Annotated in this window: 26 protein-coding genes; 12 read left to right on the plus strand and 14 right to left on the minus strand. The window is 65.3% G+C overall.

The genetic code is table 11. The features are described 5' to 3' along the window. Window positions 1–143 precede the first annotated feature (143 nt). Together OX462_RS17465 and OX462_RS17470 are read left to right on the plus strand one after the other, a co-directional pair. The gene (locus OX462_RS17465; protein ID WP_230505365.1) at window positions 144–599 is read left to right on the plus strand and encodes an META domain-containing protein; all 456 of its coding nucleotides are present in this window, start codon (window positions 144–146) and stop codon (window positions 597–599) included. 55 nt (window positions 600–654) lie between these two features. After that, window positions 655–1,377, plus strand: a complete 723-nt coding sequence (locus OX462_RS17470; RefSeq protein WP_409026662.1) for an HAD-IA family hydrolase — start codon at window positions 655–657, stop codon at window positions 1,375–1,377. Here the strand turns inward: OX462_RS17470 and OX462_RS17475 are convergent. The 5 genes from OX462_RS17475 to ssuE are packed head-to-tail and all read right to left on the minus strand — an operon-like array spanning window position 1,322 to window position 5,797. Continuing rightward, window positions 1,322–2,164 carry an ATP-binding cassette domain-containing protein gene (locus tag OX462_RS17475; protein ID WP_409026663.1) on the minus strand — a complete coding sequence of 281 codons (843 nt, stop codon included), beginning with the start codon at window positions 2,162–2,164 and terminating at the stop codon, window positions 1,322–1,324. The genes OX462_RS17470 and OX462_RS17475 overlap by 56 nt on opposite strands. A 17-nt stretch (window positions 2,165–2,181) precedes the next feature. After that, entirely contained in the window at window positions 2,182–2,973 is a 792-nt protein-coding gene (gene ssuC / locus OX462_RS17480) for an aliphatic sulfonate ABC transporter permease SsuC (RefSeq protein WP_409026664.1), read from the minus strand. A gap of 1 nt (window position 2,974) precedes the next feature. Then, window positions 2,975–4,135 (minus strand): FMNH2-dependent alkanesulfonate monooxygenase, encoded by a 1,161-nt coding sequence (gene ssuD / locus OX462_RS17485; protein ID WP_070289709.1) that lies wholly within the window; start codon window positions 4,133–4,135, stop codon window positions 2,975–2,977. Between the two features lie 12 nt (window positions 4,136–4,147). After that, window positions 4,148–5,152 carry a sulfonate ABC transporter substrate-binding protein gene (locus tag OX462_RS17490; protein ID WP_409026665.1) on the minus strand — a complete coding sequence of 335 codons (1,005 nt, stop codon included), beginning with the start codon at window positions 5,150–5,152 and terminating at the stop codon, window positions 4,148–4,150. A gap of 24 nt (window positions 5,153–5,176) precedes the next feature. Beyond that, the gene (gene ssuE / locus OX462_RS17495; protein ID WP_409026666.1) at window positions 5,177–5,797 is read right to left on the minus strand and encodes an NADPH-dependent FMN reductase; all 621 of its coding nucleotides are present in this window, start codon (window positions 5,795–5,797) and stop codon (window positions 5,177–5,179) included. A 255-nt stretch (window positions 5,798–6,052) separates the two neighbouring features. Between ssuE and OX462_RS17500 the strand changes: the two genes are divergently transcribed. The 5 genes from OX462_RS17500 to OX462_RS17520 all read left to right on the plus strand — a co-directional run bounded on the left by OX462_RS17500 (window position 6,053) and on the right by OX462_RS17520 (window position 11,163). Continuing rightward, on the plus strand, window positions 6,053–7,267 hold the full coding sequence (locus OX462_RS17500) for an acyl-CoA dehydrogenase family protein (protein WP_070289712.1): 1,215 nt from the start codon (window positions 6,053–6,055) through the stop codon (window positions 7,265–7,267). A gap of 108 nt (window positions 7,268–7,375) precedes the next feature. Beyond that, entirely contained in the window at window positions 7,376–8,203 is an 828-nt protein-coding gene (locus tag OX462_RS17505; protein ID WP_070289713.1) for a MetQ/NlpA family ABC transporter substrate-binding protein, read from the plus strand. A gap of 3 nt (window positions 8,204–8,206) precedes the next feature. Next, window positions 8,207–9,607: an LLM class flavin-dependent oxidoreductase gene (locus OX462_RS17510; RefSeq protein WP_409026667.1), complete on the plus strand. Its 1,401-nt coding sequence runs from the start codon at window positions 8,207–8,209 to the stop codon at window positions 9,605–9,607. Window positions 9,608–9,713: 106 nt separating this feature from the next. Continuing rightward, complete coding sequence (bla, locus tag OX462_RS17515; RefSeq protein WP_409026668.1) at window positions 9,714–10,610, plus strand: subclass B3 metallo-beta-lactamase; 897 nt, start codon at window positions 9,714–9,716, stop codon at window positions 10,608–10,610. 73 nt (window positions 10,611–10,683) lie between these two features. After that, window positions 10,684–11,163, plus strand: a complete 480-nt coding sequence (locus OX462_RS17520) for an META domain-containing protein (protein ID WP_409026669.1) — start codon at window positions 10,684–10,686, stop codon at window positions 11,161–11,163. Between the two features lie 137 nt (window positions 11,164–11,300). Here the strand turns inward: OX462_RS17520 and epsC are convergent, their stop codons facing one another. After that, the gene (gene epsC, locus OX462_RS17525; protein ID WP_409026670.1) at window positions 11,301–12,239 is read right to left on the minus strand and encodes a serine O-acetyltransferase EpsC; all 939 of its coding nucleotides are present in this window, start codon (window positions 12,237–12,239) and stop codon (window positions 11,301–11,303) included. Window positions 12,240–12,428: 189 nt separating this feature from the next. On the opposite strand from epsC, the gene OX462_RS17530 reads away from it, so the two are divergent. Next, window positions 12,429–13,604, plus strand: coding sequence for a multidrug effflux MFS transporter (locus tag OX462_RS17530; RefSeq protein ID WP_409026671.1), 1,176 nt, complete (start codon window positions 12,429–12,431; stop codon window positions 13,602–13,604). A 353-nt stretch (window positions 13,605–13,957) separates the two neighbouring features. Further along, window positions 13,958–14,080 carry a hypothetical protein gene (locus OX462_RS17535; protein ID WP_275528013.1) on the plus strand — a complete coding sequence of 41 codons (123 nt, stop codon included), beginning with the start codon at window positions 13,958–13,960 and terminating at the stop codon, window positions 14,078–14,080. A gap of 78 nt (window positions 14,081–14,158) precedes the next feature. Here OX462_RS17535 and OX462_RS17540 read toward each other — a convergent pair whose 3' ends face one another. Together OX462_RS17540 and OX462_RS17545 are read right to left on the minus strand one after the other, a co-directional pair. Beyond that, on the minus strand, window positions 14,159–14,455 hold the full coding sequence (locus OX462_RS17540; RefSeq protein ID WP_070218319.1) for a hypothetical protein: 297 nt from the start codon (window positions 14,453–14,455) through the stop codon (window positions 14,159–14,161). An 80-nt stretch (window positions 14,456–14,535) separates the two neighbouring features. Then, on the minus strand, window positions 14,536–14,976 hold the full coding sequence (locus OX462_RS17545) for a carboxymuconolactone decarboxylase family protein (protein ID WP_409026672.1): 441 nt from the start codon (window positions 14,974–14,976) through the stop codon (window positions 14,536–14,538). A 103-nt stretch (window positions 14,977–15,079) separates the two neighbouring features. On the opposite strand from OX462_RS17545, the gene OX462_RS17550 reads away from it, so the two are divergent. Continuing rightward, window positions 15,080–16,552, plus strand: a complete 1,473-nt coding sequence (locus OX462_RS17550) for a MocR-like pyridoxine biosynthesis transcription factor PdxR (protein WP_409026673.1) — start codon at window positions 15,080–15,082, stop codon at window positions 16,550–16,552. Here OX462_RS17550 and OX462_RS17555 read toward each other — a convergent pair. From OX462_RS17555 to trxC, 5 genes are all read right to left on the minus strand, one after another. Beyond that, on the minus strand, window positions 16,521–17,111 hold the full coding sequence (locus OX462_RS17555) for a DUF1287 domain-containing protein (protein WP_409026674.1): 591 nt from the start codon (window positions 17,109–17,111) through the stop codon (window positions 16,521–16,523). The two genes, OX462_RS17550 and OX462_RS17555, sit on opposite strands and share 32 nt — an antisense overlap. Window positions 17,112–17,172: 61 nt before the next feature. Next, complete coding sequence (locus OX462_RS17560; protein ID WP_409026675.1) at window positions 17,173–17,505, minus strand: DUF6616 family protein; 333 nt, start codon at window positions 17,503–17,505, stop codon at window positions 17,173–17,175. A 17-nt stretch (window positions 17,506–17,522) separates the two neighbouring features. Further along, window positions 17,523–18,269, minus strand: coding sequence for a HEAT repeat domain-containing protein (locus OX462_RS17565; protein ID WP_409026676.1), 747 nt, complete (start codon window positions 18,267–18,269; stop codon window positions 17,523–17,525). Beyond that, the gene (locus OX462_RS17570; protein ID WP_409028757.1) at window positions 18,266–18,787 is read right to left on the minus strand and encodes a MarR family winged helix-turn-helix transcriptional regulator; all 522 of its coding nucleotides are present in this window, start codon (window positions 18,785–18,787) and stop codon (window positions 18,266–18,268) included. Before OX462_RS17570 ends, OX462_RS17565 begins: the two co-directional genes overlap by 4 nt. 70 nt (window positions 18,788–18,857) lie before the next feature. Next, window positions 18,858–19,310, minus strand: coding sequence for a thioredoxin TrxC (gene trxC, locus OX462_RS17575; protein ID WP_070218257.1), 453 nt, complete (start codon window positions 19,308–19,310; stop codon window positions 18,858–18,860). A 147-nt stretch (window positions 19,311–19,457) separates the two neighbouring features. Here trxC and OX462_RS17580 point away from each other — a divergent pair, with 147 nt between their 5' ends. Further along, window positions 19,458–20,888: a coniferyl aldehyde dehydrogenase gene (locus tag OX462_RS17580; protein WP_409026677.1), complete on the plus strand. Its 1,431-nt coding sequence runs from the start codon at window positions 19,458–19,460 to the stop codon at window positions 20,886–20,888. On the opposite strand, the gene OX462_RS17585 is transcribed toward OX462_RS17580, so the two are convergent. After that, complete coding sequence (locus OX462_RS17585; protein WP_070218259.1) at window positions 20,889–21,494, minus strand: LysE/ArgO family amino acid transporter; 606 nt, start codon at window positions 21,492–21,494, stop codon at window positions 20,889–20,891. It lies immediately after the preceding gene. Between the two features lie 204 nt (window positions 21,495–21,698). Here OX462_RS17585 and OX462_RS17590 point away from each other — a divergent pair, with 204 nt between their 5' ends. Further along, a complete protein-coding gene (locus OX462_RS17590; protein ID WP_035817600.1) occupies window positions 21,699–22,589 on the plus strand; it encodes a LysR family transcriptional regulator ArgP in 891 nt (296 codons plus the stop codon). Window positions 22,590–22,688: the final 99 nt, after the last annotated feature.

Genomic DNA, 22,688 nt, shown 5'->3' on the forward strand with positions numbered 1-22,688 from the left:
GCTCCCCGATCAAGGTTAAAACAATGGAAAGCATGAGTTTAATGCCAGGACTGGCAAAATGGAAACAATTGCCGCTGCCGTGCGCTGAACGGCACGGAAAACCTGCTAGTCTGCGGGCATTCCCCCCCTCCCAGGAGCCTTCCATGCTGCATCACCTCAAATACCTTTCCCTCGCCGCCGCCATCGCCATGGCCGGCGGCTGCGCCGCCACCTCCGACAGCGCCAGGCCGGACACGGGCCTGGCGCCCACGTACAGCCTGACGAATACCTACTGGAAGCTGACGGAACTCGATGGCGCCCCCGTGACGATGGCGCCCGGGCAGGAGCGCGAAGTGCGCATCACGCTCACCGACGATGGCAAGGTCCATGGTTTTACGGGCTGCAACCAGGTCATGGGCGGCTACACGCTGGCCGGCACGGCCCTGCGCTTCACGCAGCTGGCGGGCACGCGCATGGCCTGCCCGCCGCCGCTGATGCAGCTGGAAAGCGCCGTGCTGGCCAATTTGAACAGCGTGACGGGCTACCGTTTCGATGGCGAGTACCTGATCCTGCTCAAGGATGGCGCGCCCGTGGCCCGCTTTGAATCGGTCTACCTGTGAAATAAAAACCGGCTGCCGTTACAATGGCTTCCAGCCCATCAATTGGAAGGAAGCCATGTCCGCACTGCCCTCGCCGTCGTCATCCCCAACACCATCGGCCGCCGGCCGCTACCGGGCTTTTCTTTTTGACATGGACGGCACAGTCATCAATTCCATCGCCGCCGCCGAACGCATCTGGGGCACCTGGGCGCAGCGCCAGGGCCTCGACGTGGCTGCCTTTCTGCCCACCATCCATGGCGCGCGCTCGGTCGACACCATCGCCAAGCTGCGCTTGCCCGGCGTCGATGCGCAGCGCGAATCGCAGGGCATCACGGATGCGGAAATCATCGATGTGGAAGGGATTATTGAAATCGCGGGCGCGCTGCGTTTTTTGACGTCGCTGCCGCCCGCGCAATGGGCCATCGTCACCTCGGCGCCGCGCGCGCTGGCCACGGCGCGCCTGAAGGCGGCCGGCATGCCGATACCCGCCATCATGGTGACGGCGGAAGACGTCAAGGCCGGTAAACCAAAACCCGATTGCTACCTGCTGGCGGCGGAAAAACTGGGCGTGGCGCCAGTGGATTGCCTGGTGTTCGAGGATGCCTCGGTCGGCATCGAGGCGGGAGAAGCGGCCGGCGCGAAAGTCATGGTGGTCACCGCCACGCATGCGCACCCGCTGGCCACGCGCCATCCGGCCATCGCCAGCTATGAAGGCATCGTGGCGACCGTCGATGGCGATGGCTTCATCGTGCTGGCGCAGTCATCTGACCCTGCGGCTGCAGCACCCGCGACAAGATAGCCTGCTCCAGCGCGGCGAAGGCCGCATGGCCGCGCTGACGGGGGCGCGGCAAGTCCACCCGCACATCCAGGGTGATCTGGCCATCCTCGATCAAGAGCACGCGGTCGGCCAGGGCCACCGCTTCGGCCACGTCGTGCGTCACCAGCACGGCCGTAAAGCCCCGCGCCAGCCACAGCGACTCGATCAGCTGCTGCATCTCGATGCGCGTCAGGGCGTCGAGCGCGCCCAGGGGCTCGTCGAGCAGCAGCAGTTGCGGCTCGTGCACGAGCGCGCGCGCCAGCGCCACGCGCTGCTTCTGCCCGCCCGACAGGGCCGACGGCCAGTCGTCCGCCCGCTCGGCCAGGCCCACGGTCCACAGCGAGGCGGCCGCCGCGCCGACGGAACGGGGCAAGCCCAGGGCCACGTTGTCGAGCACCGTCTTCCATGGCAGCAGGCGCGATTCCTGGAACATGATGCGGATGTCGGGCATCCCGACACCGCTGCCGATGGCGACGCTGCCTTCATCGATGCTTTCCAGTCCCGCGATCGAACGCAGCAAGGTGCTCTTGCCGCAGCCGCTGCGTCCCACGATGGCGACAAATTCGCCCGCCTCGAGCTGCAGGTCGACGTTTTTCAGCACGGGGCGGCTGGTGTAGGATTTGCTCAGGTTTGCCAGTTCCAGGGGGACGCCACGCCGTTGCAAAGGGGTGGGTGGCGCCGTCTTCGCCTGCGGCGGCGCGCTGGCCGGGTCGTATTGCACGAAGTGCGACAAAAAATCCGTTTCGATCTGGATGGGGGCAAGCAGCATGGTGTCCTCTTCAATCATTAGCGGTAAGCGGGATTCCAGCGCAGGCAGTGGCGCTCCAGCCGGCGCGAGAACATATCGGCCAGCTTGCCCAGCAAGGCGTATAGCAAAATCCCCACCAGCACCACGTCCGTTTGCAAGAATTCGCGCGCATTCATGGTCATGTAGCCGATGCCGGCCTGCGCCGAGATGGTTTCGGCGACGATCAGCAGCACCCACACGAGCCCCAGCGAAAAGCGCACGCCGACCAGGATGGAGGGCATGGCGGCCGGCAGGATGACGTCGCGGTACAAGGGCCAGCCGGACAAGCCATAGCTTTTCGCCATTTCGATCAAGCCTTGATCGGCCGAGCGGATGCCGTGGAAGGTATTCAGGTAGACGGGAAAAAACACGCCGACGGCCAGCAGAAAGAGTTTGGCCGTCTCGTCGATGCCGAACCACAGGATCACCAGCGGAATCAGGGCCAATGCCGGGATGTTGCGCACCATTTGCAATGTCGTGTCGAGCAGGGTTTCCGCGTGGCGGAAGCTGCCCGTCAATAGGCCCAGCAGCAAGCCCAGTCCCGCGCCGACGGCGAAACCGACCGTGGCGCGCCACAAGCTCGTCTTCAGGTGCAGCCACAATTCGCCCGACACGGCCAGATGCCAGAAGGCTTTCGCCACGGCCCACGGCTCGGGCAGGATGCGGCTCGACAGCCAGCCCCACTGCGCCGCCAGCTGCCAGGCCAGCAGCAGCGCCACGGGCAAGGCCCATGGCGCCAAGGCATTCCGCCATGGCGTGCCGGGCAACCTCTTGACGGCGGCCGTCGCCATCTCAGGCCGCCTTTTTCTGCGGCGCGGCCGGCACGATATTGCTGGCCATGACTTCGCCGAAGGGGCCGCTCAAGGACTGCTCGCCCACGGCCTTGCCCTTGCCCAGCAGCGGGAACACCAGTTCGGCGAAACGGTACGACTCTTCCAGGTGCGGGTAGCCCGAGAAAATGAAGGTGTCGATGCCCAGGTCCGCGTATTCCTGCATGCGCGCCACCACGGTCGGACCGTCGCCAACCAGGGCCGTGCCCGCGCCGCCACGCACCAGGCCCACGCCGGCCCACAGGTTGGGCGACACTTCGAGCTTGTCGCGCCGCCCGCCATGCAGGGCCGCCATCCGTTGCTGGCCCACGGAATCCATCTTGCCGAAGGCCGCCTGCGCCTTGGCGATGATGTCGTCGTCCAGGTGGCTGATCAGTTCATCGGCCGCGCGCCAGGCCGCCTCGTTCGTCTCGCGCACGATCACGTGCAATCGGATGCCGAAGCGCACCGTACGGCCTTTTTTTGCTGCGCGCGCGCGGATGTCGGCGATTTTCTCGGCAACGGCGGCGGGCGGCTCGCCCCACGTCAGGTACACGTCCATCTGCCCGGCCGCCAGTTCGTGCGCCGGTTCCGACGAGCCGCCGAAATACAGGGGCGGATACGGTTTCTGCACGGGCGGATACAGGGTTTTCGCGCCCTTCACCTGGATATGCTTGCCCTCGAAATCGTAGCCGGCCGCGCCGCCCTCGCCCGCCAGGGTGGCGCGCCAGACCTTGATGAATTCATCGGAAATTTCATAGCGCTTGGCGTGGTCGGCAAACAGGCCGTCCGCTTCCAGCTCGCCCTGGTCGCCGCCCGTGACGACGTTGATCAGCAGGCGCCCGTTCGACAGGCGGTCGAACGTGGACGCCATGCGCACGGCCAGGCCGGGCGTGGACAGGCCGGGGCGCACGGCCACGAGGAACTTGAGCTTTTGCGTCACGCTGATCAGCGACGACGCCACCACCCACGCGTCTTCGCAGGAGCGGCCCGTGGGCAGCAGCACGCCGTCGTAGCCCAGCGTGTCGGCGGCCACGGCCACCTGGCGCAAATAATCGGCATCGACGGGGCGCGCGCCCTGCGACGTGCCCAGGTAACGGCTGTCGCCGTGGGTCGGGATAAACCAGAAGACATTCAATGACATGATATTTGTTCCTTATTTTGCGCTGGTGGCCAGCTGACGCGCCGGCAGCAGCGCATCCTTGACAAGGATGGGTTTCGGGATCAGCTTCAGGCTGGAAAAGGCGTCGGCCACCCTTTGCTGCGAGGCGATGACGTCGGGCGACACGGGTTTGACGCCATACGCATAGCGCGAGGCGGCCAGCGCCACCACATCCTTGCCCAGCCCCGTCTGCGCCGACAGGATCGTCGCCACCTCGTCCGGATTGTTGCGGCCCCAGTCATCGACCTTGGCCACTTCATCGAGCACGATACGCAGGATCTCGGGATGCTTTTCCGCATACGTGCGCGACGCCAGGTAGAACTGGTAATTCGCCACCAGGCCCTTGCCATCGGCCAGCACGCGGGCGCCCAGCTGCTTTTCGGCGGCGGCCAGGAACGGGTCCCAGATGGCCCAGGCGTCCACGCTGCCCCGCTCGAAAGCGGCGCGCGCATCGGCCGGCGGCAGGAACACGGGCTGGATGTCGGCGTACGCGACGCCTGCCTTTTCCAATGCCTTCAACAGCAGGTAATGCACGTTCGAGCCCTTGTTCAGGGCGATTTTCTTGCCCTTCAAGTCGGCCAGGGTGCGCAAGCCCGAACCCTTGGGCACGACGATGGCTTCGCTGGCGGGCGACGCCGGCTCATTGCCGACATACACCAGGTTGGCGCCGGCCGCCTGGGCAAAGATCGGCGGCGCCTCGCCCACGGTACCGAAATCGATGCTGCCGACGTTCAAGCCTTCCAGCAGCACGGGGCCGGCCGGGAACTCCGTCCATTTCACGCCCACGCCCTGCTCGGCCAGGCGTTTTTCCAGGGTGCCACGCCCCTTCAACAAGGTCAGGGTGCCGTATTTCTGATAACCAATACGCACCTGGACCTCCCCCTTGGCCTGCGCCTGCGCCGTGGCCGGCATGCCGGCCGCCATCACGCCGGCAGCGGCGGCAAACAGCAGGCCCAGAGTGGTACGGCGCGAGAGGCGTTGTGCGTGGCGGTGTGTCATGGCGGTTCCTTGGTCGGTGAATAATCAGGCGGCTTGATACTGGGGGGCGTAAGGCTGGTCTTGCAGCGAACGCACGGGTAACGAGATATCGACTGGCGCGGGCGGACGCCGGCCCTGCAGCACGAACAGGCCGGTGGACAGCTCCTCGATGCCGGCCTGCACGCGCGCGGCGATCGGCGCGTCCAGGCTCAAGCCCCCCTCTTCGTGCCACGCCAGCTGCTGCGCATTGGCATAGATGCTGGTGAAGACCTGCTTGGCGCCCAGCGCATGCAGCACGGGGCGCAGCGCATAGTCGAGCGCCAGGGTGTGGGCGTGGCCGCCGCCCGTGGCCAGCGGCAGCACCAGCTTGCCGGCCAGGCCATCTTGCGGCAGCAGGTCGAGGAAGGCTTTCAGCAATCCTGTATACGACGCCTTGTAGATGGGCGTGGCGATCACGATGGCGTCGGCATCGGCCACGGCGCGCACGGCGCGGGCGATCGCCGCGTCGTCGTAGTCGGCCAGCAGCAGGGCGCGCGCCGGCAAGTCGCGCACATGCAGCTTGGCGTAGCTGTGGCCCTGCAGCGCCAGCTGTTCGCCGATATACAGCAGCAAACGGCTGGAACTCGATGGGAGTTGCGGGCTGCCGCCCAATAACAAGATGCTCATGTGATGCCCGTCCCTGTACGTGATGGTTTGATTTGGCTACTTGGATGCTTGCAGCCTATCGCCATCAGCGGCCCGATAAAACGAATGCTTTCGCGCTTCGATATGCGTTTTTTGTCTATCCGGGCCTGACGCCCCGCAAGCGAAGACGCTCCTCCCCGCATGGCTTTTTTCGCATATCCATGCGCGGTTTTCTTCGTATACGGCGCGCGCCCGGCGGTGCAATATCGGCCTCATCGTCTTTCTGGAATGTCACCCATGTCTAGCGTTTTTCTCCATGCCGCCCGTCCTCAGCCGCCTGTGCCGGAACCCCTGCAGGACGCCATCAGCATCGCCACGTTGCTGGCCGCGCGCCTGGCCGAAACGGCCAATGCCCGCGACCAGGCCGGCGGCCATGCGGCGCAGGAACGCGAATGGCTGCGCGATTCAGGCTTGCTGACCCTGTCGATTCCCGTGGAATTCGGCGGCCAGGGCGCGTCGTGGCCCCTCGTGTACCAGGTGATCCGCATCCTGGCGCGGGCCGACAGCGCGCTGGCGCATGTCTTCGGCTTCCACCATCTGCAGCTGGCGGGCCTGCAGCTGTACGGCAGCGCACAGCAGCAGCGCCGCCTGCTCACCCTGACCGTCGACGAGCGCCTGTTCTGGGGCAATGCCCTCAACCCGCTAGACAAGCGCGTCACAGCCAGCGACAGCGGCGACGGCTACGTCCTCGACGGCATCAAGAGCTTTTCTTCCGGTTCCGTCGGCTCCGACTGGCTGACCGTCTCCGCCTGGCACGCGCCCACGCAGACGGCGCTGATCGGCGCCCTGCCCACGCGCCAGGATGGCGTGACCGTGCAGGCGGACTGGGACGCCTTCGGCCAGCGCCAGACGGACAGCGGCAATGTGCATTTCCAGGCCGTCGCCCTGCCGCGCGAGCTGGTGCTGCAGGCGCCCGCGCAGGCCGCCACGCCGCAAGCCACCGTGCGCTCGCAGATCGCGCAGCTGATCATGGCGAATTTATACCTGGGCATCGCCGAAGGCGCGTTCGAGGCGGCGCGCCGCTACACGGGCGAGCAGGCGAAAGCCTGGTTTGCCTCGGGCGTGGCGCAAGCGACGGATGACCCTTTGCTCCAGCACCGCTACGGCCAGCTGTGGCTCTTGCTGCGCCCCGCGCAGGTGCTGGCCGATGCGGCGGCGCAGGAACTGGAAGCCGTATTCCGCAAGGGCGCGCTGGTGACGGCGCGCGAACGGGGCTTGCTGGCCGTGGCCGTGGCCGAGGCGAAGTGCCTTGCGCACAAGGCGGGACTGGAGATCAGCAGCCAGATGTTCGAACTGACGGGCGCGCGCTCCACCTCGGCCCAATACGGCTTCGACCGTTACTGGCGCAACGTGCGCGTGCATACCCTGCACGACCCCATCGACTACAAGCTGCGCGACCTGGGACGCTTTGCCTTGACCGGCACGGTGCCCGAGCCGACGGCATATTCGTAAAACCACGGCCTGGGCGAATCGATACATTTGCGCCGCAGGCAATTTAACGGACTTCCGGGGTCAGACCCGGCGGGTCTGACCCCAGTTCTTCACTAAGCAGGAGTTAACATGACCATCGCCCGCCGCAGCATCGTCCTCACCGCCCTGACCCTGGCCTTGACGGCCAGCTTCGCCCACGCCAAGGACCCGAAAGAGATCACCATCGGCACCAGCGCCGGGCCGTACGCGGACCAGATCAAGCTGGGCATCAAGCCTATCCTGGAAAAACAGGGCTACAAGGTCAAGCTGGTCGAGTTCAACGACTACATCCAGCCAAACTTCGCGCTGGCGGAAGGTTCACTCGACGCCAACGTGTTCCAGCACATCGTCTACCTGAAAAAATTCGCGCTCGAGCACAAGCTGGCCCTGACGGACCTGATCACGATCCCCACGGCGCCGATCGCCATCTACAGCAAGAAGCACAAGACCCTGGACGACGTGAAGGAAGGCACGACCGTGGGTTTGCCGAACGATCCGACCAACCAGGCGCGCGCGCTGGTACTGCTGGACCAGCTGGGATGGATCAAGCTGCGCGCCAGCTTCGACCCCGTGCGCGCGTCGGAAAAGGATATCGCCGTCAACACGAAGAAAATCAGGCTGCTGCCGCTGGAAGCGGCGCAGCTGCCACGCTCGCTGGGCGACACCGATTACTCCTTCATCAATGGCAATTACGCGCTGGCGTCGGGGCTGAAACTGACGGACGCGCTGGTGGCCGAGAAGATCTCGCCCAACTACATCAACCTGGTGGCCATCCGCACGGCCGACAAGGACAAGCAGTTCGCGAAAGACCTGGCGGCCGCCTACCGCTCGCGCGAATTCCTCGACATCACGAATAAACACTTTGCCGGCTACTCGAAACCCGACTACCAGCAAGCCTTGCAGACGGCGGCCAAATAAGCCATGGCCAAGACGATACGCTTCAACGCCTTCCAGATGAATACCGTCGGCCACCAGTCGCCGGGACTGTGGACGCATGCGCGCGACCGCAGCCACCGCTATACCGATCCTGCACACTGGACGGAACTGGCGCGGCTGCTGGAAGCGGGCCTGTTCGACGCGGTTTTTCTCGCCGACGTGCTGGGCGTGTATGACGTGTACCGGGGCAGCCTCGATGCGGCCCTGGAACACGGCGTGCAGGTGCCGCTGAACGACCCGCTGGCGCTCGTGCCCATCATGGCGCAAGCCACCACGCACCTGGGTTTCGGCGTCACCTGCGCCCTCACCTATGAACATCCGTACACGTTCGCGCGGCGCATTTCCACCCTCGACCACCTGACCGGCGGGCGCATCGGCTGGAATATCGTCACTGGCTACCTCGACAGCGCGGCGCGCAACCTGGGCTTGCAACAGCAACTGGGTCACGACGAGCGCTACGACCTGGCCGACGAATACCTGGAAGTGGTCTACAAGCTGTGGGAAAAGAGCTGGGACGACGACGCCGTCGTCAACGACAAGGCGCGCGGCATCTACGCCGATCCAGCCAAGGTGCATCCGATCAACCATGCCGGGCGCCACTACCAGGTGCCCGGCATCCATTTGTGCGAGCCGTCGCCGCAGCGCACGCCGCTGCTGTACCAGGCGGGCACCTCGCCGCGCGGCACGCGCTTCGCGGCGCGCCATGCGGAAGCCACGTTTGTCAGTGGTCCCAGCAAGACGGTAGTGAAACGCTACGCCGACGACTTGCGCGCCGCCGTGCGGCAAAGCGGCCGCGATGGCGAGGCGCTGCTGATCTACGCCCAGGCGCTGGTCATCACGGGCGCCACGGAGGCAGAAGCGCGCGCCAAACACGCCGACTATCTGCGCCACGTCAACATCGAGGCGGCGCTGGTGCTGCTGTCGGGCTGGACGGGCGTCGATTTCAGCCGCTATCCGCTCGACGCCACCATCGACTACATCGATTCCCCGGCCGGCCGCTCGGCGCTGGCCTCGTTCAGCCAGGCCGACCCGGACCGCACGTGGACGGTGCGCGAGGCGGCCGAATACATCGGCCTGGGCGGGCGCGGCCCCGTGCTCGTGGGCGACGCGCGCCAGGTGGCCGACCAGCTGGAAAGCTGGCTGGACGAGACGGGCATCGACGGCTTCAATCTCGCCTTCGCCGTGGCCCATGACAGCATGGCCGACGTGGTGGAACACATCGTGCCGGAACTGCAGCGACGCGGCCGCTACCGCACCCGCTACGAGCAAGGCAGCCTGCGCCACAAGGTCTTCGGCCAGGGCCCGCGCCTGCCCGCCAGTCACGCGGGCCGCCAGGTCAGCATCGCGCCTTCGGCCCCGCCCGGCGCCACGCTGGCCGCCGCCTGAGGGCACGCTATCCGCAGCTACCCTGACCGGCATGACTGCCAGCGTTTGCATCGCGCCCCGTTCCGTGTCAGCATATGCCACCCTGGCAACACGGATAAGGATCGCAATGCCCCTCACACCACCACGCGCGCTGGTTCTGGCCCTGCTGCTGGCCAGCTCCGCCGCCCATGCGCAGGCGCCAGCCACGCCGCCGACGCCGGACTGCGAAGTCTGTGCCGCCTGGAACGAGGACCAGACGCCGTTCCGCATCTTCGGCAATACCTATTATGTGGGCGTGAAAGGCCTCAGTTCCGTGCTCATCACCTCGCCGCAGGGCCATGTGCTGATCGACGGCGGCTTGCCGGAATCGGCGCCGAAGATCATCGCCAATATCGGCGCGCTGGGATTTCGCATCGAGGACGTCAAGCTGATCCTCAATTCGCACGGCCATATCGACCACGCGGGCGGCCTGGCCGAGCTGCAGCGGCGCAGCAATGCGCTGGTGGCCGCCAGCCCGTCGGCCGCGCTGGACCTGGCGTCGGGCGAAGTGGGGTCGGACGACCCGCAATACCACGCGCTGCCCAAGTATCCGCCCGTCAAGGACATGCGCTTGGCGCGCGACGGCGGCCAGTTCAATGTCGGCCCCATCAAACTGACGGCGCACGCCACGCCGGGCCACACGCCCGGAGGCCTGAGCTGGACGTGGCAATCGTGCGACGGCCCCCGCTGCCTGAACATGGTCTACGCGGACAGCCTCAACGCCGTCTCGCGCCCCGGCTTCAAGTTCAGCGCCAGCAGCGAGTATCCGAACGCGGTGGCGGACCTGCGCCACAGCTTCGAGACCCTGGAAAAGCTGCCTTGCGACGTGCTGATCTCGGCCCACCCGGAAGCGTCGCAGCTATGGGAACGCCTGGAAGCGAGCGCCACGGCCGGCAGCGAGGCCTTCGTCGACCCGCAGGCCTGCCGCGCCTACGTGGCGGCGGCGCGCACCTTGCTCGAGGCGCGGCTGGAGCAGGAGCGATAGGCTTGTCAACCGTGCACGCCGGCGCGGCGCGTATCTGCTAATCTGGCGCCATTCATTTGAAGAAGGAAATGCCATGTTCAAGATCGCCAGACTGATTCCCCTCGCCGCCATCGTCGCCATCACGGCCGGCTGCGCGCAAACGCCCGTGCGTTCCGATGCCGCCGCCGCCGCGCCCGGCGCCACCTCGCCCGCCCAGCCGGCGCCGAAGCTGGCGGGCACGCAGTGGAAGCTGAAGGAATTGAAGGGCAAGAAAGTCGTGCGCAAGGCGCCCGAGCAGCGCGACGTGACCCTGCTGCTGGCCGAAGGCCGCGCCAGCGGCAACAGCGGCTGCAACCAGATGATGGGCGGCTATACCAGCGATGGCGTCAGCACCCTGGCCTTCTCGCAGCTGGCCGGCACCATGATGATGTGCCAGCCGCAGGACATGGACCTCGAGCGCGAACTCCTGACCACACTGGGCGAAGTCAATGGCTACCGCTACGCGGACCAGGAATTGCTGCTGCTGAAGGATGGCGTGCCCGTGGCCCGCTATGAAGCGCTGACGGTGAAGTAAGGTTTTTGCAAAGCCAGGCGCCACGCCCGGCTTGAAGAGTGCCCGAAAAACGTTCAGGGCAAGGCGCAGCGCCGCAGGCAGTACGCTAGTACGGCCAGGCGCTGTAACGCCGCCATGGACGTTTTCTCGGCCACTCTTCAATCGTTGCGCATCTGCGCCTGCGATACATTGCTATTCGCTGGCACGCTCTGCGTCAGCCACACATTCCCCCCGATAGTCGATCCCGCGCCGATGGTGATGCGCCCCAGCACGGTCGCGCCCGCGTAAATCACCACGTCATCCTCGACGATGGGGTGGCGCGGCGTGCCCTTGATCAGCGCGCCGGAAGCATCGGCGGGAAAGCGCTTGGCGCCCAGGGTAACGGCCTGGTACAGGCGCACGCGCTGGCCGATGATGGCCGTCTCGCCGATCACCACGCCCGTGCCGTGGTCGATGAAGAACGATGCGCCGATGTGCGCGCCCGGGTGGATGTCGATGCCCGTCAGGGTGTGCGCGATGTCGGCGATCAGGCGCGCCAGGAACGGCGCACCGAGCGCGTGCAGCTGGTGGGCCAGGCGGTGGTACAGAATGGCGATGGTGCCCGGATAGCACAGCATGATCTCGGCCACCGAGGTGGCGGCCGGGTCGCCCGCATAGGCGGCCTGCACGTCCGACACCAGCAGGGCGCGGATGTCGGGCAGGCTGGCGGCGAAGGCGCGCGTGATGTCGCGCGCCTGCTGCGCCAGCGCCGCATCATCGCTGGCGCCGTTCTGTTCATCGCCAGCTGGTATGGAAAATAGCAAGCCGCGCCGCACCTGCTCGCTGAGTCGGTTCAGAGTCGTGTTCAGCGTGTCGCCGACAAAATAGTCGATGCTTTCATCGGTCAGATTCGGACGCCCGTAATGCGTGGGGAACAGGGCCGCCGACAGGCCGTTGACGATGGTGGTGAGCGCTTCGCGCGACGGCAGTTCACGCACCCTGCCGTTATGGCGGATCTTGTGCCTGTCTTCGCGCGAGCTGCGCAGGGCCTGGATCACGGGGCCCAGGTTCCACTGGGCCGTCTCGTCGGCGGGCGCCGCCGGATAAATACTGTGCATGGCGTATCACTTCCAGAAAATGGCAAACAGGCCGGGTCGCCCCAGCTTAGCGGTGACGGCAAGCGATGCAAACGAAGAATTTCAAGGTTCCATATACGAAAAACGCATATGGATGGCAGGCCGCCGCAGCACCGGACCCGATTCCCGCCGCTAGCGTAAAATGACGGACTAACAAAAACACTCTTCAACATGACTAAATTATTAACCTGGATTTTGGCGGGCCTGGCGATGGTCGGACCGCTTGCAATTGACACCTATCTGCCGTCTTTCCCCGCCATCACGCAAGATTTCAATGCCAGCCCCCTGCTGGTGCAGCAGACCCTGAGCTTTTTCCTGTTCACGTTCGCCTTCATGATGCTGTTTTACGGCACCCTGTCCGATTCGTTCGGCCGCCGTCCCGTGATCCTCGTTTCGCTGGTGCTGTACGTGATCGCTTCCGTGGGCGCCGCGCTGGCGCCGTCGCTGGGCTGGCTGCTGGCCTGGCGCGTGCTGCAGGGCCTCTCGGCGGGCGCCGGTTCCGTGATCGGCCGCGCCATCGTGCAAGACCGCTATTCGGGCGCCGCCGCGCAGAAAATCCTCTCGCACATCATGATGGTGTTCGCACTGGCGCCGGCCATCGCCCCCGTGCTGGGCGGCTGGCTGCAGGTCAGCCTGGGCTGGCGCTGGATTTTCTGGTTCCTCACTGCTTTCGGCGTGCTGATGTTCGTCGTCGTCTGGCGCGCGCTGCCGGAAAGCCTGCCGAAGGAGCAGCGCCACGCCTTCCACCTGGGCGACATCGCCGTCAATTACTGGAAAGTGCTGTGCCACCGCCAGTTCCTGCTGCTGTCGACGGCCATCGGCGCCGCCTTTGGCGGCTTCGCCCTGTACATCGGTTCGGCCGCCTACTTCATCATCAACATCCTGCATTTGCCGGAAACGGCCTTCGCCTGGCTGTTCATTCCCCTGATCAGCGGCATGGTGTTCGGTTCGGCCCTGTCGGCGAAAATCGCCCACCGCTACAGCCAGGGCCAGATGATCTGGGCCGGCTTCATCTTGATGCTGGTCGCCGCGCTGGCCAACATCGGCTATAACTACTTCTTTGCCGCCGAAGTGCCATGGGCCGTGCTGCCGCTGTTCTTCTACTCGTTCGCCCTGTCGATCGCCATGCCGCCGATGACCCTGATGGCCCTGAACCACTTCCCCAACAACAGCGGCCTGGCATCGTCGATGCAATCGTTCATCCAGATGCTGCTGTTCGCGCTGGTCTCGGGACTGGTGGCGCCGCTGCTGTTCGACAGCGCGCTGAACCTGGCGTATGGCGTGATGGCGGGGCTGCTGGTGAGTTTGGTTTGCTGGGTGTTTGCGCAAGGCAAAGCCGAAACGTAGGTCGGATTAGCGCAAAGCGCGTAATCCGACAACATTGTTGGCGGGTGACGTCGGATTACGCGCAAGCGCTAATCCGACCTACGACCTAAGCCGACCTACGGCCTGTTCGCGCTGGTCTCGGGACTGGTGGCGCCGCTGCTATTCGACAGCGCCCTGAACCTGGCATATGGCGTAATGGCGGGACTGCTGGTGAGTCTGGTTTGCTGGGTGTTTGCGCAGGGTAAGGCAGAAGCGTAGGTCGGATTAGGCACGAAGGGCCGTAATCCGACAACATTGTTGGCGGGTGACGTCGGATTACGCGCAAGCGCTAATCCGACCTACGACCTAAGCCGACCTACGGCCTGTTCGCGCTGGTGTCGGGACTGGTGGCGCCGCTGCTGTTCGACAGCGCGCTGAACCTGGCGTATGGCGTGATGGCGGGGCTGCTGGTGAGTTTGGTTTGCTGGGTGTTTGCGCAGGGCAAAGCCGAAACGTAGGTCGGATTAGCGCAAAGCGCGTAATCCGACAACATTGTTGGCGGGTGACGTCGGATTACGCGCAAGCGCTAATCCGACCTACGGCCACGGTGCCGGCGTCACATCCTGGTATTGCGCCCCGCCCTGCTCCGGTTCTGCTTCATTGTTCAGCGATGGCTGGTTCAAGGAACCTGCCGGCGAACGCAAGCTCAAGATTTCCTTGCGCGTCTCGACGAAGTCGGCGGAACTCAAGGGGTGCTGCTGGTCCGGCCAGTGGCTGACGGCCCATTCCTGCAAGGCTTCGAAGCGCCGCCACAGTTCGGCGATGAATTCGCGGCGCGCCTCTTCCTCCTGCTGCGGCGTCTTTTCGGCGCCTTCCCCGATATGTACTTGCATGGCTGCTCCCTGGCTGATCAATCGTCCTGCCAGCCTACACAGGGACCAGCCTATCGTCTGTTCGCGAACGAACAAAGAGCTTATTCAGGCATCTTGCGAAAGCCCACGGCCAGGCGGTTCCAGGTATTGATGGAGCCGATGGCCAGGGTCACGTTGACCATTTCCGCCGGCGTCAATTGCTGCGCCAGCGCCGCATAGTCTTCGTCCGAAGCGTGATTCTGCGGCAGCAGGGTCAGCGCTTCCGTCCAGGCCAGCACGGCCCGCTCGCGCGGCGTGAAGAACGGCGTTTCGCGCCAGACGGAGACGGCATACAGGCGGCGCTCCGTTTCGCCCGCCTTGCGCGCATCACTCGTGTGCATGTCCACGCAAAAGGCGCAGCCATTGATTTGCGACGCGCGCAGGCGGATCAGCTCGAGCAGCGAATGTTCCACGCCCAGTTTGGCGATGGCCGCTTCCAGCGCATACATGGCCTTGACGGCGTCGGGCGAGGCTTGTACAAAATCAATACGTTGCTGTGTCATGATGCATTCCTTGATAATGAGAGATGCATCATTGTAGAAGCGCAGGAAGTACGCGCGGCAGGCCAATCCCCCCGAAAAACAGCAGACCACCAATACATACTCCATGGAATTACACATCCTGATCGACGGCACGCGCGACCTGGGCGGCCAGCTGTACCGCCAGCTCAGCGAAGCGATCCGCTCGGGCCGGCTGATGGATGGGCAGCAATTGCCGCCCTCGCGCCTGCTGGCCAGCCAGCTGGGCCTGTCGCGCAAGACGGTGTCCGACGTATATGAAAAGCTCGGCTATGAAAAGCTGCTGGTCGGCAAAGTGGGCGTGGGCAGCTTCGTGCAGACGCCGCATGCCTCGCCGCAGCGCCGCCATGCGAGCACGCCGCTGGCCAGCGCGCAGCGCATCGCCCGCTGGGAAGCGACACCCACGCCCCTGCGCCGCGCCAGCCAGGAAACGCCGGCACGCTACGCCTTCATCGGCGGACGTGCCACGCCCGCGCATTTCCCGCAGGATGAATGGCGCGCCTGCATGCTGCATGCACTGCGCCAGGGCGGCCAGGCGCGCGGCCGCTATGGCCCCGCAGAAGGCTTGCCCGCCTTGCGCGCGGCGATCGCCGGCCATGCCGCCTTCAGCCGCGGCATCCATTGCACCGAGGAGCAGGTGCTCGTCACCAGCGGCGCGCAGCAAGCCTTGCACCTGCTCGCGCTGACCCTGCTCGAGCCGGGCGACACGGTTGCCGTGGAAGAACCCGGCTACCCCGTGGCGCGCGCCGTGTTCGCCAGCCAGGGCGCGCGCGTGGTGGGCGTCGAAGTGGACGAGGATGGGATCATCGTCGCGCAAATCCCGGACGGCACGCGACTGATCTATGTCACGCCCGCCCATCAATTTCCGCTCGGCATGCCGATGAGCATGGCGCGCCGCCATGCCCTGCTGGAACGGGCGCAGCAGCTGGGCGCCATCATCATCGAAGACGATTACGACAGCGCCTTCCGCTACGAGGGCCGGCCCGAGGATGCGCTGCAAAGCATGGACCGCTACGGCATCGTCGTGCACGTGGGCAGCTTTTCCAAGATCATGCTGCCGGAATTGCGCCTGGGCTATGTCGTGCTGCCGCACACCCTCGTGGCCGCCATGCAGACGGTGAAATACCTGAGCGATTGCCATACGGCCAGCCTGGGCCAGCATGCGCTGGCCAAGTTCATCGGCGATGGCCATTTGCTGCGCCATATCCGCCGCTGCCACGACATCTATGCGGGGCGGCGCGAACGGCTGCAGCACTGGTTCAACGGTCCCTTGGCCCCATGGTTCCGCCTGGTGCCGGCCAGCGCCGGCTTCCACGTGGCGGCGCTGGCGCAGGCGCCGCTCGATATCGCCGAATTGCTGCGCCGCGCGCGCCTGGCCGATGTCAGCCTGTATGCGCTGGACAGCTTTTATCACGGCCCCGCCCGCCATGAAGGCCTGTTTCTCGGCTATGGCGCCATCGACAAGCTCGATATCGACACGGCGCTGGCCAGGGTGCTGGCGATCCTGCAAGAGATGGTGCCCCTGCCCCTCAGCGGGGTTGCCAACGATAGTGCCCCGTAATCGGATAGCTGAATAAAATGTTTTCCTCGCGCGCGCCCTCGCCGATGTTGTGGATGATCAGCGGCACGCCGCCCCACGACTGCTTGTCGCTGACGATGCCGATGTGCGTGAGGTTGCGCGGCAGGCGCCAGGTGACGATGTCGCCCGCGCGGTAAGCGTTTGCTTCTTTGCTTGGCGGCAGGCTGGTGCCGTGGCGGGCAAAATAGGTCCCCAGGTTCGGCACGCGCCGGTGGTCGATATTGCGGTCCGGCCCCTTCATCTGCCAGCGTCCCTGCTGCTGGTACACCTGCCACGCCTTGCGCATGTCTTCGTGCACGAGCACCTGCAAATCCTGCCCAAGTTTACGGTAGGCACGCACGACCACGTCCGTGCACACGCCGCGTTCGGGCGGCACGTCGCCGCCCGGATAGGCGAGGCGCTCGTAGCGCGGGTCGTACTGCACGGTGACGCCCACCTGGCTGCGGGCGGCGGCGACGAGCGCTTGCGGGGTGGCAGGGGCTGCCGACGCCAGCAGGGGCGCCAGGGCAAGCATCAGGAGGGAGAACAGTTTGATTGGCATCAACGTCGGTGATCAGATGGAAATGCCAACTTTACCTTAGCAGCAAGGAAAATGGCGGACGCTAGGCGGCCAGCTGCGCCAGATGGGCAGGGAAATCCACGGCAGGACCGGCCGCATTGACGGTGTCGAAATAATCATGCCAGCCCGTGGCGGCGATACCGGCCAGCAAGGCATCGAGCGCCGCCTCGTCCGGGAAGCGCCAGACGGCATAGAATTGCTGGGCAGCCGCATGCAGCTTGCCGCCGTCGACGGCGCCCATGGCCAGCGCTTCAGCGCCGCTGCCCGACAAGGCGGCCATGCCAGCGCCCACGGTGGCGAAATACGCCTGGCGCGCGGCGCCGTCGAGGGACAGCCAGGCCGGTTTCGGGCTGTACAGTTCCAACAGGTAATGCATGTTTGTCCTCCAAAGAATCAAGTAAGTGAACGCTGGGCCCGCTTGCAGATGCGTGCCGTGGCGGCAACGGGGCTGTCCAGCAGCCATTGCGCGCACAGGCTGCGCACCCAGTCCGGCTGGCTCTTGGCCGCATCGTTGAGCCAGTTGGCCACGGAATCCTGCACGTAGACGGCCGGGTCGGCGCGCAAGGCTTGCAGCAGGGGCAAGGCCAGCTGCGGCTCTTCCTTTAGCCGGGCGATATGCGTGCACCACACACCGCGCGGGCGCAGCGCTTCGCAGGCAAAGCGGCGCACTCTTTCCGACGGGTCCGCCGTCCACGGCGCCAGCAGTGCGATGGCCTCAGGCAGATGCTCGGCCAGCTGGGGACGCAGCGCCAGCCAGGCCCATTCGCGCACGCCGAAGTGGCCATCGTCGGCCAGCGGCCGCATGGCGGCCAGCTGTAGCGGCAAGGTCAAACCAGCCTGGGCGGCGATGGCAAAGCAGGCCCAGCCCCGCACCGTGTCGGACGGGTGCGCTTGCAGCATCGCCAGGTCGGTGCCGGCCTCCAGCAGCAATTGCGCCGCCAGCGCCATGCGTCTGGTGATGCCGGCGGCCGCCTGCGCGCGCATCCGCTCCAGGCGGGCCACACCGATAGCGGGCACGGCTGCAGCCAGCAGCTGGGCAAAGTCGACGGCCAGCCCTTCCGTCAAGGTGGCGCTGGCCACCGTTCCCTGGTTCAGCAGGGCCAGGCGCGCGGGCGCGACGTCGGCGACGCCACGGCTCATGCAGCACCCTGCATTTCACCCTTATCCGTCTTGCGCCAGGCTTTTTCCAATAGTCCACTCAACAACTGCATCTCGTCCGGCGTGAAATCGGCAAACAGGCTGGCGATCCATTGCGCGTGCTCATCGACCAGGGTGGCGGCCGCCGCTGCTCCCTTGGCACTGAGGCGCACCAGAAGCTTGCGCCGGTCGACCTGGTCCGCGTGGCGCGCCAGGAAGCCGTCGCGCTCCAGGCCGTCGAGCAAGCCCGTGATGGTGCCGCGCGTCACGCCGGCCCGCTCGGCCAGTGTGTGCGGCGAGAGTCCATCGGGCACGTCGCGCAGCAGGGCCAGCAGCACAAACTTGCCTTCCGACAGGCTATACCGGCCCAGACGCGCGGCGCAATCGCCATCGATGGCGGACGCCAGGCCCAGCACTTCAAAGCACAGGCGCAAGCGTCCGACGGATGCCGGCATGTCGGGGCCAAGCGCGCGGCGCTGCACGTCACCGAGCAAGGCCGTGTATTTCTGTTCGAGTTTTATCATATGGTGCAATATAATATGGCACCATACTAAATGTCAAATGGAAAACCTGAACGGCTTTCCCTTGTGTCTAGAAACGCGCCTTGTCCCTCGCCCACGCGATGATGGCGTTGGCATCGATGGCACCGGGCTGGCGCGCCACTTCCACACCGCGCAAAAACAGGGCCAGGGTGGGAATGCTGCGGATATTGAAACGGCTGCCCAGGTCCGGCGACGCTTCCGTATTCACCTTGACGACGCGAAATGCCGGTTCCAAGGTCCTGGCTGCTTGCACATAGAATGGCGCCATGCTGCGGCACGGGCCGCACCATGGCGCCCAGAAGTCCACCAGCACGGGAATGTCGCTGCGTTCGATATGCTTGAGGAAACGGGCGCTGGCCAGGTCCACTGGCTGGCCCGTGAATAGCTCCTTCTGGCACTTGCCGCACGTGGGCTGTTCCGTGAGCCGGGCCGCCGGCAGGCGGTTGACGGCGTCGCAATGGGGGCACACGATGTGCAGGGAGTCTGGCGTGGTCGAGGTCATGGCATTCCTGGAAAGCGTAGCGTCAAGTTGACGGACATTTTACGGGGTATCGCGCGGCAGCGTCGGCTCGCTGGCGGCACATTTGCCAATACTCGCCTATAGTGCGCTGGAACGGCGCGCGTATTGCCCGGCCGGCCAAGGAGCAACATGCCTGATGTCGCAAACAACATGGAACTGAAGCACGCCGAACTCGCTGCCGCCCTGGCCTTGCAGCGCGCCGCCTGTCTGGCCCACCCCGCGCCGCCCCTGGCCGAGCGCAAGCGCGACCTGCAAACCCTGCAGCGCTACCTGCGCGACCACAAGCTGGCATTGTGCGAGGCGATCAGCGCCGACTATGGCAACCGTTCCCACCATGAAACCTTGCTGGCGGAGATATTCCCCGCCATCGACGGCATCGATCACGTACTGAAAAAGTTGAAAAAGTGGATGACACCGCAGCGCCGCAGCGTGGACTGGCGCAATTTTCCGGGCGCCCGCAACCGCGTGCTGCCCCAGCCCTTGGGCGTGGTAGGCGTCATCGTGCCGTGGAATTTCCCCGTCAACCTGAGTCTGGTGCCCCTGACTTACATTTTTGCCGCCGGCAACCGCGCCATGGTCAAGATGAGCGAGAACTCACGTCACCTGGCGCGGCTGCTGATCGAGACCATGCCCGCCTATTTCCCACCGGAAAAGCTGCAGTTTGTTGACGAAACGGGCGGCGTGGGCATGGCGTTTTCGCAACTGCCGTTCGACCATCTGCTATTTACGGGTTCCGGCCAGACGGGCCGGGCCGTCATGGCGGCGGCCGCACGCAATCTGTGCCCCGTCACGCTGGAGTTGGGCGGCAAGGCGCCGGCCATCGTCTGCGCCGATTTCGACCTGCGCACGGCTGCCGAACGCATCCTGTTCGTCAAGTACCTGAATGCGGGCCAGATCTGCACCAGCGTCGACCACGCCTGGCTGCCCGAGGCCAGCATCGCCGCCTTCGTCGAGCATGCACGCCGCATCATGCCCACGCGCTACCCGCGGCTCGATACGCCCGACTACACCTCCATCATCGACGAAGCCGCCTTTGAGCGCCTGCTGCAGGCCCTGGATGAAGCGCGGGAGCGGGGCGCGCAAGTGATTTCGCTGCTGCCGGGGCCAGCGTACGACCGCGCCACGCGCAAGATCGCGCCGCACATCGTGCTCGGCGCGCCCGAAGATTGCCTGCTGTTGACGCGGGAAATCTTCGGCCCCATCCTGCCCCTGCGCGGCTATGCGAAGCTGGAGACCGTAGTCGCCAGCATCAACGGGGGACCGCGCCCGCTGGCCATCTATCCGTTCAGCAACGACAAGCAGACCGTGCAGATGCTGATCGACACGGTGATGTCGGGCGGCGTGTCCGTCAACGACGCGCTGTTCCACGTGGGCCAGCATGATCTGCCCTTCGGCGGCGTGGGCGAGTCCGGCATGGGCCACTACCACGGCGTCGAAGGTTTTCACACATTCAGCAAGCTGCGGCCCGTGTTCTACCAGGCGCGCCACAGCCCTTTGACGCTGCTGCGGCCGCCATACGGCAAGCTGGCCAGCCGCGTATTGAACTTCCTGACCCGCTGATTACAGGAACAGCGAGGCGGCGATGGCCCACATGACGAGGGCGATGATGCCGTCGAGCACGCGCCATGCCATGGGCTTGGCAAACACGGGCGCCAGGTAGCGGGCGCCAAAGCCCAGCAGGAAGAACCACAGGGCCGAAGCCATGATGGCGCCGCCGGCGAAGTAAAAGCGTCCCACGCCTTCATGCTGGCCGCCGATCGAGCCAAGCAAAATCACCGTATCGAGGAAGGCGTGCGGGTTCAGCAGGCTGAACGCCAGCGCCGCGCCGATCACGGCCCAATAGCCTTCGGGCGCCTTGGCGGCCGATACCGTCAGGGCCGTCGGGCGCCAGGCCGACTTGGCCGCGCGCAAGCCGTAGGCGATCAGGAAGGTGGCGCCGCCCGCCTTGGCCCACAGCAGGAAATTGGGGTTGTCGGCGATGAAGGTGCCCATGCCTGCCACGCCGGCCGTGATCAGGATGGCGTCGCACAGCAAACATACAAGAATGCAGGTGAGCACGTAGTGACGCTTCAAGCCCTGCTTGAGCAAGAAGGCGTTTTGCGTGCCGATGGCCACGATCAGGCTCGCGCCGAGCCCCATGCCTTTCAAGAAAATTGCGCTGTCCATATCGATTCCTTTCCATTGCTTTCCATCACGCGCACGGCCGCCCACGCTCTGCCGGCAACGGCAAAGTCATCAGAGGTAGGTGGAGGGTGGTGCGGAACCTGGGGGACCGCGCGGGAGAGTGGAGTTGTTACCCTATTTCAACAGTGTAAAGAAAAAGTAAATATAAGTATAATGAATGATTCTAACCATATATAAGAGAAACTTATGCGCGTCGTCGATTACCGTGGATTGGCAGCCCTCGACGCCGTGATCGGCCTGGGCAGCTTTGAAAAGGCCGCGCAGGCGCTGGCGATCAGCCAGCCGGCCGTGTCGCAGCGCATCCGCACCCTGGAAAACCTGGAAGGCACGTTATTGATCATCCGCAGCCACCCGCCCCTGCCGACGGAAGCGGGCCAGCGCCTGATCGCCCACTACCGGCAAGTCAAGCTGCTCGAAGCGGCGCTCGACGCTCAGCCCGGCCCCACGACGCAATTGCCGGCACTGGCCATCGCCGTCAATGCCGACAGCGCCGCCACGTGGATACCGGAAGCGCTGGGACCGCTGCTGTCGCCGCCGTCGTGCCTGCTCGATATCCGCCTCGACGACCAGGACCATACCTTGAGCCAGCTGCGCGAAGGGCGTGTGTTTGCCTGCGTCACCAGCGCCAACGACCTGGTGGCGGGCACCACGGCCACGCCGCTGGGCGGCATGCGCTATCTGTGCGTGGCCTCGCCCGCATTCGCGCAGCAGTGGTTTCCCCATGGTTTTACGGTGGAAGCCGTCAGCCAGGCGCCCGCCATCACCTTTGGCAGCAAGGATGCGCTGCACGAGCGCTACCTGCAGCACCGCCTCGGCTACACGGGCCGCTATCCGCACCATGTGCTCGGTTCGGCGCGCGACTTCGTACGCTTCATCGAAGCGGGCTATGCTTATGGCATGGTGCCCTTGCTGCAGGCGGAAACGGCGCTGGCCGCCGGCAGGCTGGTCGACGTGGCGGCCGGGCAGGCGCTCGACGTGCCCCTGACCTGGCATGCCTGGGATATCCAGACCCCCCTCACGCGCACCCTGTCGGACGCCGTCATCGCCACGGCGCGCAAATGGCTGTTACAGGATTGATTGACGCATGCAACATTTATCTATACCAAACAGCAACTTCCCCGTGTGCACCCTGCCCAGCCTGGCCTACACTGCAAGCATCCACCATCACCATCGGGA

Source organism: Janthinobacterium aestuarii, assembly GCF_046113285.1.
Lineage (GTDB): Bacteria > Pseudomonadota > Gammaproteobacteria > Burkholderiales > Burkholderiaceae_D > Janthinobacterium.